Origin of the sequence: Pantoea sp. 1B4 (assembly GCF_016925765.1) — a bacterium.
Classification (GTDB): domain Bacteria; phylum Pseudomonadota; class Gammaproteobacteria; order Enterobacterales; family Enterobacteriaceae; genus Pantoea; species Pantoea agglomerans.
In genome coordinates this window covers 267,809-283,950 of record NZ_JAEUWZ010000005.1, presented here as the reverse complement: position 1 = coordinate 283,950, position 16,142 = coordinate 267,809, and the positions used below count along the sequence as shown (strand labels likewise).

Here is a 16,142-nt window from a genome sequence, read left to right as displayed (position 1 = left end):
CAGCCTCTCTCCTTTTCCGTATTGACTCTTAAGAATGTCCGCTTTGTGCCAGAAGCGGACATCAATGCATCCTTAAGAGATGACAAAACCTGATTAGCGATTATTTATTTCCTGAGCCTTTAAGAAAGCGGGGCGACTCGTTGCTCTTGATATGTAGCTATTAAGCTCTTCGGTGATTTCCAATCCGCACAGTTTTGCCCATAACAACGTATGAGAAAGAAAAATATCGGCCAGTGTAAAGTTGTTACTCGCAATCCATGTTTGAGTTGGGTTAAACCTAATCTGAGAGATAACTTTATCTGCTTCCTTACTGAGGTAATTCATTAAATCTGGGGAACGTTGATTTTCGGGAGTGAAGACAACATGTTTGAGCAGACTCCAGACGGGGGCTTCCAGATCGGATAGCGTGAAGCTTAACCACGAATTAACGGAGGATTTTTCTTCAGCAGTTGCGGGATAAATAGAGATGTTTTTATGTTGTTCACACAGGTAAATACAGATCGCTAAGGTTTCACTGATTGACACTTCACCATCGGTCAAAAAAAGGAACTTTTCCCAATGGATGGGGTGATTTAACCTCAGAAGCAGGGTTCAAAAGATCGACTCTGATAGACTCGTAATTCACTCCCATTTCTTCAAGAGCCCAGAGTACTCTTAATGATCGGCTTTTGGGGTAAGTATAGATCTTCATTTCAATATCCCTTTGTTGTGAAAACAATTTTATAAGGCAAGTGGGTAGCTCATGTCAAAATTTCTGCTCCTCGCTCATACCGAATCTTGGCCTGCATTTAGTCCGCTTTGTGCCAGAAGCGGACATTGCTTGCATCATGGCATGTTATTTAGAAAAAACATGTTTATGGTCCGCTTTTCGCTCATAGCGGACATCTGCCAGACGTTCGTCCGCTCTGTGCCAGAAGCGGACATTGGCAGTTTTCCTGCTATGCCCCTTTAATGGCAATTTCAAGCTGTGAGTGAAGATGCTGTTGAATTGCAGCTTACAGCCTGTACCGGTCAGTCAGTATAAGAGGGCTGAAAGTCAGGCATTGCCGTAAGGAATTTCAGAACTTACTTACTTAATATTTCTAACTTTAAATCCATCTGGTTGCTAAAGTCTGGCGATGCTGGAAATCAGCTATGTGAATGCCCATATCAATCAGCCAGGATGGCTCTGTGAAAAATAAAATCCTCTTTCTGCTGTCTGTCTTTTCCGCCTTTGCCGCTGCAACACAATCCCCTGATGAAATCGTGGTGGCCGGAGGTAGATATTATGCCGGTAACGTTTTTGGCCAACATGACTATGCAGCACACGCCAACATCACGCTGAATACCTTCTGGATCATGCGTACTGAAATTACCTACCGGCTTTATTCAGATGTTCACGAATGGGCTGTTGAGCGTGGTTTTGTATTCGGTGTCGGATGTAACGGAGCCGTTTACGAGGACTGCCGGCCGGCGGATACAGACAACGGTGCACATCCGGTTACCAGTGTTGAATGGTCAGATGCGGTGATTTTTGCAAATGCCCTGAGTGAAAAGGCAGGGCTGAGACCTGTCTATCTCAATAATAATGGCGTCCCGGCACGCGACAGTTCCCGTTACGAATTTACCCTGGATGCCCGGGCTAATGGTTACCGCTTACCCACGGCCGAGGAATGGCAGATTGCCGCCCGTGGAGGAAAGGCCGGACTGGAAAATGGCTCGTATGGTTTCAGATTTGCTGGCAGCAACAACGCAAATGCCGTCGCCTGGTTCCCTGACTTCAAAGATCCGCATTTTGGCACTGTCCGTGTGAAAAGCCTGCGGCCCAACGCGCTCGGTCTGTATGACATGAGCGGTAACGTTTCGGAATGGGTTGATGCTTTCGACACCCTTTCCGGTGTGAAAATGTACTATTTTTGCGGCGGCAGCTTCTTGTTACATACGGGCAGTCTGACCAGCTGCGACACGCACAGTGCCGGCTACGCCCTGCCGGATACTGGCTTCAGACTGGTGCGGAAATTTTGAACCTGAAAATGCCTTTTATAATGCTGACAGCCATTCTGATAAGCCTTCCGGCTTCATTACAGGCAGACACCCATATTTACCTGAAAAAGGGGCTGAACAGCATTGATTTGAATGGTGATGGCATACCAGACACCGTCTTTTCCGCGACTTACGACAATAATACTTCTCATCCCAGTGAAACTCTCAACATCTTTATCAGCCAGGAAAAAAACTGGCTTATCGTACCGGTCCCGGATGACGATGGCTTTACCTGGACCGATTTAAGGCTATCAGCATCTACCCTTAAGATAAGCGGCACAGAACTTCACCGCTATAAAGGGCGAGTTTACCTTATCAGGGCGGCCAAATATGCCGGCAGCGGTGGCGGCGGAGATCTTACCGATAAATCGCGAGTGAGGTTTTCACGATTTCGGCTGGAGCAAAATAACGACGATCCCGGGACGTCTGTTTTTTTACTGGGATCCAGCAGGGATTTATCTTACTGAACAAACTTTTGATGAAGTGAATGAAGCTTTTCAGATTCTGGATATGGAGAAATTTCGTTGAAATGTATCACACTGATTTTGCTGTTTTTTCTACCGTTGAGCTGCAATGCGGGGCAGAAAAGTCAGTACCTTGAGCTCATACAGCAGTCACTTAATCAGCAATCTCTTTGCCTGGGTGAAAGGCAGTGGCCGGTTTCAATCAGAACAGGTACCGACCGGTGGATTAATGCAAAAATGGAGGCGCTTGTTGATGCCGGCCTGATTACTTCTCATGTGAAAGCAGGAAGAAAAATCTGGGAGCTGACCCCATACGGTCAAGCTTCGTTCATAAAGCATCATGATTTCTGCTATGGAACCATGCGTGTCAGAACCATAAGGGCTATCTCAACAGATCACACAGGCGTTACTTATGTGACCTTCACCTATTATATCTATGCCCTGCCCGCCTGGGCGAAGAATCACTCAGTGCGTGTTGCCAATACCGACCTCGATAATCTGGTAATGGGGATTAATTCAGTGCGCTATCAGGCCCTCTTTGATACGAACAAACAGGGAACGCCCCGTCTTATCAGTGAACCTGAACAGCTTGATCTACTGTATTAAGGGATATTGTCGGATAAATTCTTTGCAAGGTTTCAAGATTTGCTACCGCATCTTTTCCAAGAGTACTGAAACTAACGTGCCGGTAGAGAATCTTCACAGCCAGTCTAGACTCTTTCTGACCGCTTCTACTGCTCATATATTTTCTGGGCTAACGTCCGCTTCTCGCTCATAGCGGACCTTTCGGAGCGTAGGTCCGCTATGAGCCTGAAGCCTGCTCTCTCCGCATCATGATGTGTTGATCAATTGCGGCAGTTCACCTGCACCTTTCTGAGTGACCTCCGGCATGTTCATTCCGTTCGTCTGTAATTTTGCAGGCAACTTAGCGATAATTTGTTAAGCGGAAAGAAGATCTTAAAAGGATGCACTGACAATGACTTTTTCTATAGGTGTGCTTGCAGGAATGGGACCCCGCTCCACAGCCCCCTTCGTTGATATGCTGGTAACAGACTGTTACATCGGGTACGGAGCGAAATATGATATGGATTTTCCTAAAATGCATATTATCTCGTTGCCGACACCTTTCTGGCCTGGCAAGAAAGTTGATGATAATGCGATGATCGCAACCCTGCAGCAGGGTATTACCGAACTCGTCAGGGCCAAAGTGAGTCTGATAGCTGTTCCCTGTAATCTTGCGCACTGCTACTTTGCCGAAATGAAGGCGGTGAGCTCCGGTATCCCACTTCTGCATATCGCAGACATTGCACTTGAGTCACTGCCTGCAGAGGCAACCAGGATTGCTGTACTGGCTACGGAACCTACACTGGAAGCGGGTTTTTATCAGGCGCGGATAGAAGCTTCTGGCAAAGAGATTATTGATCCACCTCTGCTTCGTGAGATGACCACATCGCTAATTGGACGGATTAAAACGAAAGGTTTTCATGACTCCGGTGTACAGGCAGAGTGGATGAGTTTAATGTCTGTAGTGGCAAATCTTAATGTGGAAGCTCTTCTTATTGCCTGTACAGATCTTAGTCCCCTGATAACTGAAAACACTTTCAACTTTGTCATCGTAGATACGGCAGCAAGCCTTTCCAGTGCGACCATTAAAAACTACAGACGTCTGTCCGGGAAAATTACAGGCGGCACCCATAATACCGGCTAACCTGATGTCCGCTCCTCGCTCAAAGCTGCCAGTTAGTTACTTTGAATTCTGAAGATGTTTAAAACGCCGTTCTGCATATTTTGACAGAATATGCAGTGTGCCCAAGACGTGACTGTATTATCGCGCTGTGTCTCTGTGGCATAGGCGGTGCGTGACTTTTTCTATGCCAGTTAAAGCAACAAAGCCAGCTCGTTCATAGAAGGTGAAAGCCGATGGAGGAGCGTTTGTGTTGATGAAATCAAACCAGCGACCAGAATCCTTAATAATTTCATTGAGAAGGGCGCTGCCAATCTGCCTTTTTCTCCATCCTGAATCTACATAGAGATGGCGTAGACGGCCGATACCAGTTTTTAGCGTAAATAGATCGATGTTGAGTCCACACACGCCGACGATTAATCCATCGACAGAAGCCCCAATTAGTTTTTCTCCGGGCCTGTCAAAGCGATTCTGCCCGCTAAGCCAGTTTTCTTCCAGTCTGCGCAGCATGTTAAATCCTTCAGCCATGCTCTGCGATCTTAACTCAGCAAATCCAGGGCAGTCCGGGGTGATGTTTGTGAGATGGATATTCATGATTGTTCCAGTGATTTCAGTCTGCATAGTCTGGACAGAATACCCATTGTATCCAGGTAGCGGGAAAATGAAGAAAGGACTTTCTGCCAGCAGTTCTGCGACCGCACCGGCGCACCGGGCGCAGAGTATGCCAGTAGATTTCAGGCTGGCCGCGCAGGTGCGATGGCGCATCTGTCAGCAGGACGAAAAGTACTGAATGGTAGCGGCCAAACGATGGTTTGAAAATGACCGGGCGACACGGTATTACGGGACTTTTACAGTACTGGTTATGTGTGAAGATGCCGGCAGCGGGCCGTGTTCACCGGCGCATCGAGCGCAAAGTATGCCAGCAGATTTCAGGCTGGCCGCGCAGCTGCAGCTGTCGTAATGCCAGCAAGGTACAAGAACTGGACAGAATTACGGTTGTGTCCATTACTGCATTTGTCCCGCCCGGATATGCCTGTCAGCAATGTCCGCTTTTTGCCAGAAGCGGACGTTGCCAATACTCAGGTACGTTAGCGTCACCACTCGGACATTACGTTATGACAAGCCATAGCCATTGTTCGTGAATTGCCAGCAGGGTCAAGGAAGGTCAGTACGATCCCCTCGTGTTGTGGGATGCGAAATCACAATAAATTCCACGGGAGACTCCGTGTCGTTTCTGGCTTGATGTTTTGCCCCCGGGGGGAATCTCTAATCCCTGCAGGGGTTTAATATTGTGCGTTTCACCCTTTAACTCCATAGATAAAACACCATTGAGCACAAAGAAAAACTGTCTTGAGACAGAGTGCCAGTGTCGCTTTTCAGCAGTACCTGACGGCATTTTTTCATGAATGACCAGCATGTCTTGTCGGTTTACCAGATACCAGCCGTCGCAATCATCGCCCCAGACATAATGCTCTGCATTTTCTTTTGAAATCATCATACCTATCCTGTTTATGCGACTTTCCCAATAATCTGATGAAGTTATACTCAGGTATGATATTGATTCGCAATGCATTTTTTCATGGGTTAGTGCATTTAGGAGCTGAATTGCCTGTTTCAATATACTGAATAGCCATGGATTAATGGGCACAGGAGTTTATAAACAGGATCGTGAGGTCCGCTTCTCGCTCATAGCAGACATTAATCTGAAGTTAATCCGCTTTGTGCCAGAAGCGGCCTCTTCGCTTTCATCTGTAAAGAACAGAAAGTTTGTATCTTTAACTGAAGACTTTAAGTAAATCCTTTTTTCTAAAGCTTTATGTCGCTCTGCCGTTACTTGAAAAAAGCCATCGATTTAAATCACGGACTTAGCTTTATTCAGGATGGAGAGAAATTTAACTATGAATATCAATACATTAAGCAATATTTACAGCCAAACTCAAGCTGCATCAGTTAAGACCTCTAAAATCTCCAGCCCCCAACCTGTCAGAGAAAGTAACGCCACGGTAGCGCAGCCAGTATCGTCAGGCCAGTCTACGATAAGTGGACAAGGACTTATGATGTCTCGTCTGTTTGGTAAGGTAAGCACCTTACCTGAAATTCAGACGCAGCTAACCAAAAGTACCCAAGACATGGATGCCACTAATTTTCTGACGAAGAGCGATCTCAGTGCACTTTCAGATCTGTATGGTCAGGCACAAGCTCAGGGCACTGACTTACGATATGTCGATGACATAGCACGCGACTTAGGGAATTACCGAAAGTTTGGAAGCGTATCGGGTAGTTACAATACAGGAAATACTTACGATGCGAGTGGTCGGGTTCAAACGGTATCGTTTACAGATAAAGATGCTGCAACGGCATCCCGTATTCTGAGTAGCGATAACCTTTCAGGCTCTGGCCTCGACCCTGCTTTTCTCAGATATGAACTCGACCCCGGATATTCTTTCAGTCATACCGCGAGTTTTGACTATCTGGAATCCATCATGAACACTACCGGTTCTGATGTGACATCGAAAGGCCAACACATGTCATCTCAATTCGCAACTTATGTAAGCCAGGGGCAGAATAACTACATAATAAATACTGCCAGCGAAGCCACACTGAAAATCGAAGAACCTGATGTCATCAACAAAGATGGTGTATTTACTGTCACCGAAACTGGTAAAAAGCATGGATTCAGGTTAGAAGGCAATGACGTCGTACAGGATAAAGGCACTGGCATAAATGATACTCAGTCTGGTAAGAAGGGGGGGCAAAACGTTAATGGATTACTTCCTGAATCAAAACAATACAGATGGTATCAATACTAAAAATGCAGCCAGTTTTTTTGATTTTCTTTTCTCATCTAAGGCTAATACTAAATCCCATGGATAGTGCATACAGATGCATCCTTTTCATTAACAGGGATGCTCACACCAACCGTAAGGAAAATTGTGGATTCGGCACCTCGCTCATAACGAACCTTGCCTTCATGCATGGCCGCTTTGTGCCAGAAGCGGACATTCATAACACTATAAATGTTATCGCTTATGCGCATCTGTAAAAGTGGTGTTGATTGATGTTAGGGTGAACGTATCTATAGCTTGACGAGCAGATGAGGATCATATGTTCATAACCATTAGTGATGAAAACGAATGGGAAAGTTTTGTAGAAATTTTCATTGAAATGGAAAAGTATCATCATGGAGAAGTTGAAATCACTAAAGAAGCTATGGGCAACTATCTCCGTAAACGAGTATTTGATAAAGATTCTGGTACGGAAATCTATAAAGTTACTATAAACAGTTCTCTGGCTGCGTTTGCCTGTACATCGATTATGTATCCTGCCCCCCCTTTATGCCGGACAAATGTTTATAAAACAAATTTTTGTATCTGAAAAATACCGAAATCTTGGGATAGGAAAAAGTTTAATGTCCTATCTCGCCAAAAAAAGCGTTGGAAAAAGAATGTCTTAGGCTGGACTGGCTTTCTGACAAGCACAATCTTCAAGTGCAAAATTTCTATCAGTCCATCGGAGGAGAAGTTCTTGAAACAGTGAACTATTTTCGCCTTTCAGGAACAAGACTGGCTGAATTAGCTGTTAGCTCCAAATGAACACGAAGAGTATGTCTGTCGGGCATTTACTACTTATGTATGCAGGGTCCGCTTCTCGCTCATAGCGGACGTTGGCCTGACGTCAGTCCGCTTTGTGCCAGAAGCGGACATTAAGATTAGAATTTAACGTGCTTAACAGACAACTCTATACGTTGTAATCAGCCAATCTGCTCATGCCTGAACGGAAGCGTAGCCCTGACAAGATAAAGTGCCGTTCCCATAACCACTGCCAGCGCGCCTGGCATAATTACAGTAAAGGAGAATTCCCCATGGTAGAGATAAAAGACAATTGAAGCTGTCAGCCAGAGACAAATGCTGATCGCACTTAGAAAATAACGGCGATTTTCCAGCGTTATAACAATGGTAATGAATGCTGTACCTATCACTGATAGATCAAAGAACAGTGCAATGTTTTCTGGAGTTATGAGTGTCATAATCTTTACCTGTCAAGGAATGCGCAGATTAACTGCGAAGCTTTATTGTTTACCTGCAAGCCTGTTCCGGGCCATTAGCTGGATGATGTCTCCGGCAATAACACCTGCAGCCAGCGCTGTCACTTCTCCGCTGTCATACTGCGGCGAAACCTCGACAATATCTCCGCCAATCACGTTTAGACCTTCAAGATTACGGAGTACTTCCCGAACATAGGCTGTACTCGGACCTCCGGGTACAGGTGTACCGGTACCGGGTGTATAGGCGGGATCGATACCATCGACATCAAAGGTGACGTATACCGGGGCGTCACCGGCATTATGGCGAATTTTTTCTGCCACTTCGCGTGGTTGCATGTAGAAGGTATCTTTTGCATACAGAATGTTGTAACCCTGTTCATTTGGCATATCCGTGCGGATAAAAACCTGCGTGGAGCGGGAAGCATCAACACTGCCTTCTGCTGCCAGATCATTCGAGAAGGTGCCGTGAAAAATTTCTTTTCCGTTTTCGCCATCCAGCGAATCCTGATGACTGTCAAAATGAACCAGTGCAATCCTGCCATATTTCTCTTTAGCCGCGCGCACGAGGCCATAAGGTATTGTATGATCTCCCCCCAAGCGTAAAAAGCATGGCCCCGCTGCTGATAATATTTGTGGCGTGCCGGAAGGTGTCCTCAATCATATAGGTAGTAGCGTTACCTCCGACGCTCATTCCCACATCGCCGTAATCAATAACCCTGAGCTTATCCCGCACATCAAAATTCCAGGGATGACAGAAATTCCCGGTGTGAAGAGACATCTGCCGGATTGCCTGCGCGCCAAAACGGGCGCCTGGACGGTTGCTGACGCCGCAGTCAAATGGTACACCCATGACAACAATGTCAGCCCCGTTCAGGTCACGACTTTGTTCTGTGCGCCAGAATGTTGGAACTCCTGAAAAAGCCAGATACTTACTGTTTTTATCAGACATGCTCTTTCATCTCCGCTTTATCAATCAAAATGCTCTATAAATCAGCGACTGTTAATGTTTACCGTCATCCAGTAAACGTTCAATGGCGGCTACGTTGCGCTCCCATTCTTCCGGACTCAGCTCCATCAGCCTGAAATAGCGCAGGAAGAACAGTCCTTCGGTCGCCAGAAAAGCCACTCTTCTTGCCTGATCTGGTGCTTCCGAACCTGACATAAACTCTTCATGACGCTGTGCATACCAGTCTTTTATCCAGCCCAGATAATCGGGTGACTGAAGCAGTGCGGATAACAGCACCGCCGAACGCGACGTGCTATTACCGGTATCGCTGTGCGTGGTTTCCAGATGAGCTTTCAGTGCATCTACCGGGCTCTCAGAATCGCCTTTCAGCAAGGCTACCTGGTGGTCATACCGCACTCCCCAGCGAACAAGCATTGCCTCAATCAGTGACTCTTTATTGCCGAAACAGGACTGCACTCCACCTTTAGTGATTCCTGCCGCTTTCGCTACGGCGTCGATTGTCAGCCCCACTGCGCCATGTTCAGAGACAACACTCTCGGCTGCATCCAGAACTGCCTCTCTGTCAATCGTCTGCCTTCTTCCCACAATACATCCTCTATGTAGCACCGTTTTTTTTAATGACCAGAAGTTAGCTTAAGTCCGGCTACCGACCCAATCAGCAACAGTATAAGAAGTATACGGATAAGCGAGGCGGGTTCGTGATACCAGATCATGCCGATAAGCACGGTGCCTAGTGCTCCGATACCGGTCCAGACGGCATACGCTGTACCTATAGGAATGTTTCGTGCCCCCATTTCAAGAAAGAACATACTACCTGCGACGCATGCCAGAAATGCCAGTGTCCAGGGAGCATTTCTAAAGCCGTCTGTGTAGCGCATACAAGTTGTAAAACCGATTTCGAGCAGGCCGCCCGTTAAGATATAGAGCCAGGACATGAGTCACTTTCCGTTTAATTAAAATACAATGGTATTCTAATTTTCGAAAATATCAATACGTATGTATTTTAAAGGTGGGGTAGCAATGCTGCGGTTAACTTCTCGCGCATAGCGGATATTAGCCTGACGTCAGTCAGCTTTGTGCCAATAGCAGACGTTGAAAATACGATGTTATGTTATAAAGTTTAAGCGTACACACCAATGAGCTAACAGCTCAAAACTCAGCACAGGCTTTTGAAAAATAATGACTACTGCTAAACGTGATTTCACGCTTCAACTCCTTATAGACGCAGGTATTTCCGCGGGCATGCGCGTTCTGGACGTTGGTTGCGGGTCTGGGGATGTCACTTTTATGTTGTGTCACCTGGTAACCGAGACGGGAGAGGTTGTTGGTATCGATCATGATCACAACGCGTTGAACATAGCTCATGAACGTAAAGTCACATCAGGAAAGCAAGCTCAACCCTCCTTTATTCAAAGCGGTCTGCTCGACCTTCCAGAATCTGTCGGTACGTTTGATGCAATAGCAGGACGCCGGGTGCTGATGTATCAGGCTGATACCGTTGCAGTCGTCACTAAACTGGTAAAACATCTGAGGCCTGGCGGGGTAATGATTTTTCAGGAACATGATACGACGATGGCTCCTGCCAGCGTAGATTCATTCGAGTTACATAGGAAAGCGCAGAGCTGGATTCAGAACATGATTGCTCTGGAAGGCGCCGATTTGCATATTGGATTCAACCTGCACAGCATACTTACGAATGCTGGGCTAAATGCTGAATCTGTGCGGGCTGAATGCATCGTACAAACCCCCCGACGCGCCATATAACCTGGGTTACATAGTAAAAGCCTGCTTGCCGCGAATCATCGCGCTCGGTGTTGCGACACCCGAAGAAATCGGGATCGAGACGTTACAGCAACGCCTTGATGATGAACGTAACAAATCAGAAAGTATTTATATTGGTGATGTCATTTTCGGCGCATGGGCTCGCAAGCCGATAAATTAATAATAGTTCTCGCTCTGTAACTTTTTTGATATTTTACGATTATGTCCGCTTTGGCGCATAGCGGACTTTATAAAAAATGAGTTAATTAATAACCGTCCTCTGGATTTAGCGCCTGTTATTATTAAATGATTAAACGCGGACATTGCAGGCTCATTTCTCTGATAACGGTTAGCAGATTTAACTTAATGTTTTATCAGGCCAAAGGATTGTAAGATAACCATAATGCCTATGGTTTAAACACAATGAGAGAGTGCTTACGATGTTTCTTAAGATGTTTCAGGTTGATGCTTTTTCTGACAGGGTCTTTGGCGGTAATCCCGCCGCTGTTCTGGTTCTGGATGAGTGGCTGCCTGACAACCTGATGCAGTCTATTGCTGCTGAAAATAATCTGGCTGAAACGGCTTTCGTAAAACGCGCTGGTGATAGCTGGGATCTGCGTTGGTTCACCCCGACTGTCGAAGTGGATTTCTGTGGCCATGCCACGCTTGCCACTGCACACGTTCTGGTTACGGAATATGAAATAACGGGACCTCTCTCTTTTTCAGCCCGAGTAGGACAGCTGAAAGTGGAGGTGAAAGAGGATGGCTATTTGCTCGATTTGCCATGCATACCTCCGGAGGAAATGACACAGCTTCCTGAAATCATCAGTCCGGTATTCAACGGGCAGGCTCAATACTGGTTTCGTAACTTTGAAAACATTTTCGTGGTGCTGAGCGGGGAAGACGCGGTCAGGGCTTGTCAGCCAGATTTGCATGTTCTTGCCGGGCTGGGGCCGGTAGGCGTAGTGGTTACAGGGCAGTCAACGGGCAGTCAGTACGATTTTGTCTCACGCTACTTTGCGCCGGGCGCGGGTATCCCGGAAGATCCTGTGACCGGCTCAATACATGCGACCCTGGTGCCTTACTGGGCAGAGAAACTGGGTAAAAATAAACTATCAGCATGGCAGGCATCCCTGCGGGGCGGGCATCTGCTTTGTGAGCTGAAAGAAAACAGGGTCGTTATTGAAGGAAAGGCGGTTACGTTCATGAAGGCTGATATTTGCATACCGGTCTGACTATTTAGGTGCCGGTTAGCCGGTCCAGACGTCATACTAATGCGATTTAAAGAAAAGAGCGCAAAGCGCTCTTTTTAATGTTGCGATCCTTCTGCCAGGGTACGGAGCCATGCGAGCAATTCAGCCCGCACACTGCCAGGCTCGAAAGGCTCCGGCGACAATAGGTAGTAGCGGGAGCCATCCGCCACAAAGCCCAGCGGCGCCGCCAGTACACCGCTCTTAAGATCATCGCAGACCTGATACCTGGAACCAATCGCCACACCAAGCCCGGCAACGGCGGCCTGCAGGCTGAAGTAAAAGTGATCGAAAATCTGCCCCTTTGTCCCTGTGGCGGTCACCCCTGTGGCGCTGGCCCATTCATGCCATGAATCAGGACGCGTACGGGTATGCAGGTATTCTGCCCCCCTGAGAAAGCAGAAGACCCTCATCTGAAGAGGTAAACCACCGGGAAATCTTGTCGGGCTGACATACTGGCCCAACCTTTTCTTCAAAAAGAAATTCAGCGTGATAGCTTTCCGGCCAGTCAAAATCATCACGCCGGATAGCCAGATCGAGACCACTGGTAAATGAAACCGGGCCGCCACCTGCAGCAAGATGTATATCAATGCCGACATGTTTTGCCTGAAATGCCGGCCAACGTGGTATCAGCCAGCGCATCAGCAGCGTGGGTTCGCAGGACAGCACCCAGCGTTGTTGCGCACGTGCGCTTGCGCGCAGGGCATCTACGGCCTTCTGCATAACACCAAGTCCTTCTCCGACCGCGCGGGCAAGCGTGCGTCCGGCATCGGTCAGAAAGACGCGGCGGCTACGTCGCTCAAAAAGAAGCACGCCCAGTTCTTCTTCCAGCAGCCTCACCGCCCGACTGACTGCGCCATGAGTGATATGAAGCTCAGCGGCCGCCTGACTAAAGTTTTCCTGACGCGCTGCAGCCTCAAAGCTGCGCAATGCCATCAGTGAGGGTAAACGTGACACAATTGATTGTGAGTTAAACTCACCATCTTTGCTAGAAATCATCGTTATTTATCCAGTTTTACAGACGTTAAACTCCCGCTTATTCATAATCTTAAAGCGGATGAAAGCATGACTGAACTGCTAGCTGTTATCACTATAACCATTTTAGCCGTCATAAGCCCAGGGCCTGATTTTGCCATGGTTTCACGTAACAGCCTGATGCTATCGCGTCGCGCGGGCCTGCTTACAGCATTCGGGATCGGGTTGGGCGTTCTCATCCACGTTTCTTACACACTGCTCGGTGTGGGATTGTTGATACAGCAGTCGCTCTGGCTTTTTAATGCAATCAAGCTGGCGGGTGCCGTTTACCTTATCTGGCTGGGCATAAAAATGCTCCGCACAAAAGCCGGTGGTGCGTTAACTGATAACCGGATCGCTCCCCTGTCAGATCTGGTCGCACTGCGTACCGGTTTTCTGACGAACGCGCTCAATCCCAAAACGACCATTTTTATCGTCAGCCTGTTTATGCAGGTGGTAAAGCCGGAGACGCCGCTGATGGTACAGATAGGCTATGGTCTTTTCATCTCCCTGGCACATATGGTCTGGTTCAGTCTCGTGGCGCTGTGCTTTTCAGCGGGCATGGTGCGCGATCGCTTTCTCGACATGCGTCACTGGATAGACAGAACCTTTGGCGGACTTCTGGTTATTTTTGGCGTTCTGCTGGCTACAGCCAGCCGGACGCGTTGATAAAGACCCAGTGGTCATTTTTAGTTAAGAATAAAAGTAAGGGGGGTTTAGATGGAAATAAGCTGGAAAGCACTGCGGGGCAGCAGCCTCAGCGCGCAGCAGCTGCATGATATTCTGGCGCTGCGTATTGCTGTTTTTGTCGTGGAGCAGACCTGTCCGTTTCAGGATATTGACGGACAGGATCTGTACGAAAGCACACTTCACGTAGCCGGATACCTGAACGAAAAGCTTGTCGCTTACGCAAGAGTACTGCACGTGGATGATTCCCCGGATGCGGTCAAAATAACGCGGGTGATTGTTGATGATTCAGTCAGAGGGCAGAAACTGGGCATCAGGCTGATGGAAAAAACGATGTCCTTCATCCGCGATCATAAAAAAGGATAAGGCGATAAAGCTCTCGGCGCAGTCTCACCTCGTCAGGTTCTATGAAGGGTTCGGATTTAATACAGTATCCGGGGAATATCTTGATGATGGCATACCACACAGGGACATGGAGTATGCGGGCGCGTAAGGCTTGCCGCGCTTAGCGGCCCGGTAAAGCCAGCAATGTCCGCTTTTCGCTCAAAGCGGACTGACACGCATCAACAGCTTACCACTGCTTTTACCAGGCTGGACGACGTTGCCTGAACTCGTTTCGGATATCGTCGTCAGCAGGCGAGCCGCGCAGCGGTGCGAGAGCAGAATTTAATAGTTACAATATACTAATGCGATTTAATAACAGGCGCAGGATTAGGCCGGCGAACCGGCCTGAGGCATTATCAGATGGCGCAATAAACGCGCGCTTCACGTGGCGTGTAGATACCAAACGTCACCACGCTCAGTAAGCCATTAACAAACGTCTGCTGCACTTCAACCCGGTTAACTTTTTCCTGGCCGCCGCACACCTGCGCCGCATCAATGCTCTTACGCTGACCGATACCTGAAACAAAGAACGGCTGGCTGGTGGTTTTCGTCGCCGCGCCAACTTGATTCTGTTTCATTACGAAAGTCTGCTGCGCACAGCCGGTTAAACTCAGAGCCAAAAACGCCGCAACACAAAGCTTGTTCATAAATATCCTTATCGCCTGAAATGAAAAAAATGCTGAGTGAAATCATCACTCAACCAGTAATCAGGTTATCGACAACGAAAGCGGAAACATGAGAAAAATTTTTAAGTACCCCTAACGGATACGTTTTGCTGAATAGTACAGCAATAAAAAAAAGCCCCTGCACAGCAGGAGCTTTTTTATGTTTACCGCAGCGTTTCCGCTTAGCGAGTCAAATCGTCGAAGAACTTTTTGACGCCATCGAGAAAGCTTTTTGAATGCGGACTGTTCTTCTCGCCCGCCGCACCACCAAAGCTCTATTCCGGCTTACGCAGCAGCGACTTATGCTTCTCGCTCATAGCGGACCCTGGGCTGCCGTCAGTCCGCTTTGTGCCAGAAGCGGACGTTGCTGAGTCTGCATTCCATTAATTATGAGGAGCAGTTCAGAGTCAGCAATCTGGATACTGAAACTAAAAATGCACGCCTTTAATGAACCATGTGGTTCTGTTAACATGAGCCTGTTTACAGGGAGAAACCACATGCGAACACTGACTGAAAAAAAACGAACTGACATCCTTAACGCCGCCACGACCGTCTTTCTCGGTCAGGGTTACGAACGCGCATCCATGGATGCTGTGGCCAGAGCAGCAGAGTGCTCCAAAGCCACGCTCTATAACTATTTCTCCTCCAAGGAAAGCCTTCTTGACGCCGTCGTCAGGGCCTACGGAACCAATTTTCTTACGCGCGCGGCGGACGATATTTACAGTCAGGACAGTCGTCATCTGCCCCTGGCTGAAAGGCTGCAGCGCTTTGGTGAGGGCATGCTGGGTGCAATGACATCGGACTGGAAGGGGCTCCAGCTGTATCGCATGGTTATCGGAGAGGCCGGACATTCCGGCATCGGCGATATTTTTTATGAGTCCGGTGTCCGCGAAAGCATGAACGCTCTGGCAGCGCTGATGAAACAGCATATCGAGGCTGGTGACCTTGTTCCCGCCCGCCCCGACCTTAGGGCTAAACAGTTTTCTGCGCTGGTAAAGGCCGAGGCTGATGAGCTCTTTCTCCGGTACAAGATGCCGGTTTATTCGCGTGAAGATATCATCGCGATGGTGAAAAGTGCTGTAGAGATATTTATATCGGGTGCATCACCACGCTGACCTGACGAGCAGAGACGGATTACTCACCATAAGCAGTTGACTACTCTCTGGGTATATATAAACTGATAGGTACAGTTTAATTAT

Annotated in this window: 19 protein-coding genes and 4 pseudogenes; 11 read left to right on the top strand and 12 right to left on the bottom strand. The window is 47.8% G+C overall.

Annotated elements, in window-relative coordinates; genetic code table 11:
• Positions 1 to 93: 93 nt before the first annotated feature.
• A pseudogene (locus JNO11_RS22925) lies at positions 94 to 691 on the bottom strand (glutathione S-transferase family protein).
• A gap of 479 nt (positions 692 to 1,170) precedes the next feature.
• Between JNO11_RS22925 and JNO11_RS22920 the strand changes: the two are divergent.
• The 4 genes from JNO11_RS22920 (at position 1,171) to JNO11_RS22905 (ending at position 4,194) form a co-directional block, all read left to right on the top strand.
• On the top strand, positions 1,171 to 2,004 hold the full coding sequence (locus JNO11_RS22920; protein WP_325177987.1) for an SUMF1/EgtB/PvdO family nonheme iron enzyme: 834 nt from the start codon (positions 1,171 to 1,173) through the stop codon (positions 2,002 to 2,004).
• A complete protein-coding gene (locus JNO11_RS22915) occupies positions 2,001 to 2,489 on the top strand; it encodes a CpmJ protein (RefSeq protein ID WP_325177986.1) in 489 nt (162 codons plus the stop codon). The genes JNO11_RS22920 and JNO11_RS22915 overlap by 4 nt, the downstream gene beginning before the upstream one ends.
• Positions 2,490 to 2,546: 57 nt before the next feature.
• Positions 2,547 to 3,092, top strand: coding sequence for a CpmK protein (locus JNO11_RS22910; protein WP_067436278.1), 546 nt, complete (start codon positions 2,547 to 2,549; stop codon positions 3,090 to 3,092).
• 370 nt (positions 3,093 to 3,462) lie between these two features.
• On the top strand, positions 3,463 to 4,194 hold the full coding sequence (locus JNO11_RS22905; protein WP_325177985.1) for an aspartate/glutamate racemase family protein: 732 nt from the start codon (positions 3,463 to 3,465) through the stop codon (positions 4,192 to 4,194).
• A 117-nt stretch (positions 4,195 to 4,311) separates the two neighbouring features.
• Here the strand turns inward: JNO11_RS22905 and JNO11_RS22900 are convergent, their stop codons facing one another.
• A complete protein-coding gene (locus tag JNO11_RS22900; protein WP_325178066.1) occupies positions 4,312 to 4,764 on the bottom strand; it encodes a GNAT family N-acetyltransferase in 453 nt (150 codons plus the stop codon).
• Positions 4,765 to 5,325: 561 nt separating this feature from the next.
• Positions 5,326 to 5,665 (bottom strand): annotated as a pseudogene (locus JNO11_RS22895) (cupin domain-containing protein).
• A gap of 403 nt (positions 5,666 to 6,068) precedes the next feature.
• Between JNO11_RS22895 and JNO11_RS22890 the strand changes: the two are divergent.
• Both JNO11_RS22890 and JNO11_RS24910 read left to right on the top strand, forming a co-directional pair.
• A complete protein-coding gene (locus JNO11_RS22890; protein ID WP_325177984.1) occupies positions 6,069 to 6,980 on the top strand; it encodes a hypothetical protein in 912 nt (303 codons plus the stop codon).
• Between the two features lie 295 nt (positions 6,981 to 7,275).
• Positions 7,276 to 7,545, top strand: a complete 270-nt coding sequence (locus JNO11_RS24910; RefSeq protein ID WP_346267509.1) for a hypothetical protein — start codon at positions 7,276 to 7,278, stop codon at positions 7,543 to 7,545.
• A 376-nt stretch (positions 7,546 to 7,921) separates the two neighbouring features.
• On the opposite strand, the gene JNO11_RS22880 is transcribed toward JNO11_RS24910, so the two are convergent.
• From JNO11_RS22880 to JNO11_RS22860, 5 genes are read right to left on the bottom strand one after another with little or no spacing between them, the layout of a single operon-like run.
• Positions 7,922 to 8,197 (bottom strand): hypothetical protein, encoded by a 276-nt coding sequence (locus JNO11_RS22880; protein WP_325177983.1) that lies wholly within the window; start codon positions 8,195 to 8,197, stop codon positions 7,922 to 7,924.
• Positions 8,198 to 8,239: 42 nt separating this feature from the next.
• Complete coding sequence (locus JNO11_RS22875; protein WP_325177982.1) at positions 8,240 to 8,779, bottom strand: arginase family protein; 540 nt, start codon at positions 8,777 to 8,779, stop codon at positions 8,240 to 8,242.
• The gene (locus JNO11_RS22870) at positions 8,766 to 9,164 is read right to left on the bottom strand and encodes an arginase family protein (protein ID WP_325177981.1); all 399 of its coding nucleotides are present in this window, start codon (positions 9,162 to 9,164) and stop codon (positions 8,766 to 8,768) included. The genes JNO11_RS22875 and JNO11_RS22870 overlap by 14 nt, the downstream gene beginning before the upstream one ends.
• Before the next feature lie 51 nt (positions 9,165 to 9,215).
• Positions 9,216 to 9,767, bottom strand: coding sequence for a TetR/AcrR family transcriptional regulator (locus JNO11_RS22865; RefSeq protein ID WP_132499815.1), 552 nt, complete (start codon positions 9,765 to 9,767; stop codon positions 9,216 to 9,218).
• 29 nt (positions 9,768 to 9,796) lie between these two features.
• A complete protein-coding gene (locus JNO11_RS22860) occupies positions 9,797 to 10,117 on the bottom strand; it encodes a multidrug efflux SMR transporter (RefSeq protein ID WP_325177980.1) in 321 nt (106 codons plus the stop codon).
• Between the two features lie 244 nt (positions 10,118 to 10,361).
• On the opposite strand from JNO11_RS22860, the gene JNO11_RS22855 reads away from it, so the two are divergent.
• A complete protein-coding gene (locus tag JNO11_RS22855; RefSeq protein ID WP_325177979.1) occupies positions 10,362 to 10,946 on the top strand; it encodes a methyltransferase domain-containing protein in 585 nt (194 codons plus the stop codon).
• A gap of 449 nt (positions 10,947 to 11,395) precedes the next feature.
• A complete protein-coding gene (locus JNO11_RS22850) occupies positions 11,396 to 12,178 on the top strand; it encodes a PhzF family phenazine biosynthesis protein (protein WP_325177978.1) in 783 nt (260 codons plus the stop codon).
• A 74-nt stretch (positions 12,179 to 12,252) separates the two neighbouring features.
• Here the strand turns inward: JNO11_RS22850 and JNO11_RS24905 are convergent, their stop codons facing one another.
• Entirely contained in the window at positions 12,253 to 12,516 is a 264-nt protein-coding gene (locus JNO11_RS24905; RefSeq protein WP_346267508.1) for a hypothetical protein, read from the bottom strand.
• A 31-nt stretch (positions 12,517 to 12,547) separates the two neighbouring features.
• A complete protein-coding gene (locus tag JNO11_RS24900) occupies positions 12,548 to 13,129 on the bottom strand; it encodes a LysR family transcriptional regulator (protein ID WP_346267507.1) in 582 nt (193 codons plus the stop codon).
• A gap of 129 nt (positions 13,130 to 13,258) precedes the next feature.
• Here JNO11_RS24900 and JNO11_RS22840 point away from each other — a divergent pair, with 129 nt between their 5' ends.
• Together JNO11_RS22840 and JNO11_RS22835 are read left to right on the top strand one after the other, a co-directional pair.
• Entirely contained in the window at positions 13,259 to 13,876 is a 618-nt protein-coding gene (locus tag JNO11_RS22840) for a LysE family transporter (RefSeq protein ID WP_325177977.1), read from the top strand.
• Between the two features lie 51 nt (positions 13,877 to 13,927).
• A pseudogene (locus tag JNO11_RS22835) lies at positions 13,928 to 14,387 on the top strand (GNAT family N-acetyltransferase).
• 247 nt (positions 14,388 to 14,634) lie between these two features.
• Here the strand turns inward: JNO11_RS22835 and JNO11_RS22830 are convergent.
• Together JNO11_RS22830 and JNO11_RS22825 are read right to left on the bottom strand one after the other, a co-directional pair.
• Positions 14,635 to 14,925: a Bor family protein gene (locus JNO11_RS22830; RefSeq protein ID WP_033760039.1), complete on the bottom strand. Its 291-nt coding sequence runs from the start codon at positions 14,923 to 14,925 to the stop codon at positions 14,635 to 14,637.
• A gap of 200 nt (positions 14,926 to 15,125) precedes the next feature.
• A pseudogene (locus JNO11_RS22825) lies at positions 15,126 to 15,257 on the bottom strand (molecular chaperone DnaJ); the annotation flags it as partial.
• A gap of 183 nt (positions 15,258 to 15,440) precedes the next feature.
• Here JNO11_RS22825 and JNO11_RS22820 point away from each other — a divergent pair.
• Complete coding sequence (locus tag JNO11_RS22820; protein ID WP_325177976.1) at positions 15,441 to 16,058, top strand: TetR/AcrR family transcriptional regulator; 618 nt, start codon at positions 15,441 to 15,443, stop codon at positions 16,056 to 16,058.
• Positions 16,059 to 16,142: the final 84 nt, after the last annotated feature.

Coding starts and splice junctions, on each gene's coding strand:
- JNO11_RS22905 (WP_325177985.1), top strand. CDS start 3,463: ATGACTTTTTCTATAGGTGTGCTTGCAGGAATGGGACCCCGCTCCACA.
- JNO11_RS22900 (WP_325178066.1), bottom strand. CDS start 4,764: ATGAATATCCATCTCACAAACATCACCCCGGACTGCCCTGGATTTGCT.
- JNO11_RS22890 (WP_325177984.1), top strand. CDS start 6,069: ATGAATATCAATACATTAAGCAATATTTACAGCCAAACTCAAGCTGCA.
- JNO11_RS24910 (WP_346267509.1), top strand. CDS start 7,276: ATGTTCATAACCATTAGTGATGAAAACGAATGGGAAAGTTTTGTAGAA.
- JNO11_RS22880 (WP_325177983.1), bottom strand. CDS start 8,197: ATGACACTCATAACTCCAGAAAACATTGCACTGTTCTTTGATCTATCA.
- JNO11_RS22870 (WP_325177981.1), bottom strand. CDS start 9,164: ATGTCTGATAAAAACAGTAAGTATCTGGCTTTTTCAGGAGTTCCAACA.
- JNO11_RS22860 (WP_325177980.1), bottom strand. CDS start 10,117: ATGTCCTGGCTCTATATCTTAACGGGCGGCCTGCTCGAAATCGGTTTT.
- JNO11_RS22855 (WP_325177979.1), top strand. CDS start 10,362: ATGACTACTGCTAAACGTGATTTCACGCTTCAACTCCTTATAGACGCA.
- JNO11_RS22850 (WP_325177978.1), top strand. CDS start 11,396: ATGTTTCAGGTTGATGCTTTTTCTGACAGGGTCTTTGGCGGTAATCCC.
- JNO11_RS24900 (WP_346267507.1), bottom strand. CDS start 13,129: ATGGCATTGCGCAGCTTTGAGGCTGCAGCGCGTCAGGAAAACTTTAGT.
- JNO11_RS22840 (WP_325177977.1), top strand. CDS start 13,259: ATGACTGAACTGCTAGCTGTTATCACTATAACCATTTTAGCCGTCATA.
- JNO11_RS22830 (WP_033760039.1), bottom strand. CDS start 14,925: ATGAACAAGCTTTGTGTTGCGGCGTTTTTGGCTCTGAGTTTAACCGGC.
- JNO11_RS22820 (WP_325177976.1), top strand. CDS start 15,441: ATGCGAACACTGACTGAAAAAAAACGAACTGACATCCTTAACGCCGCC.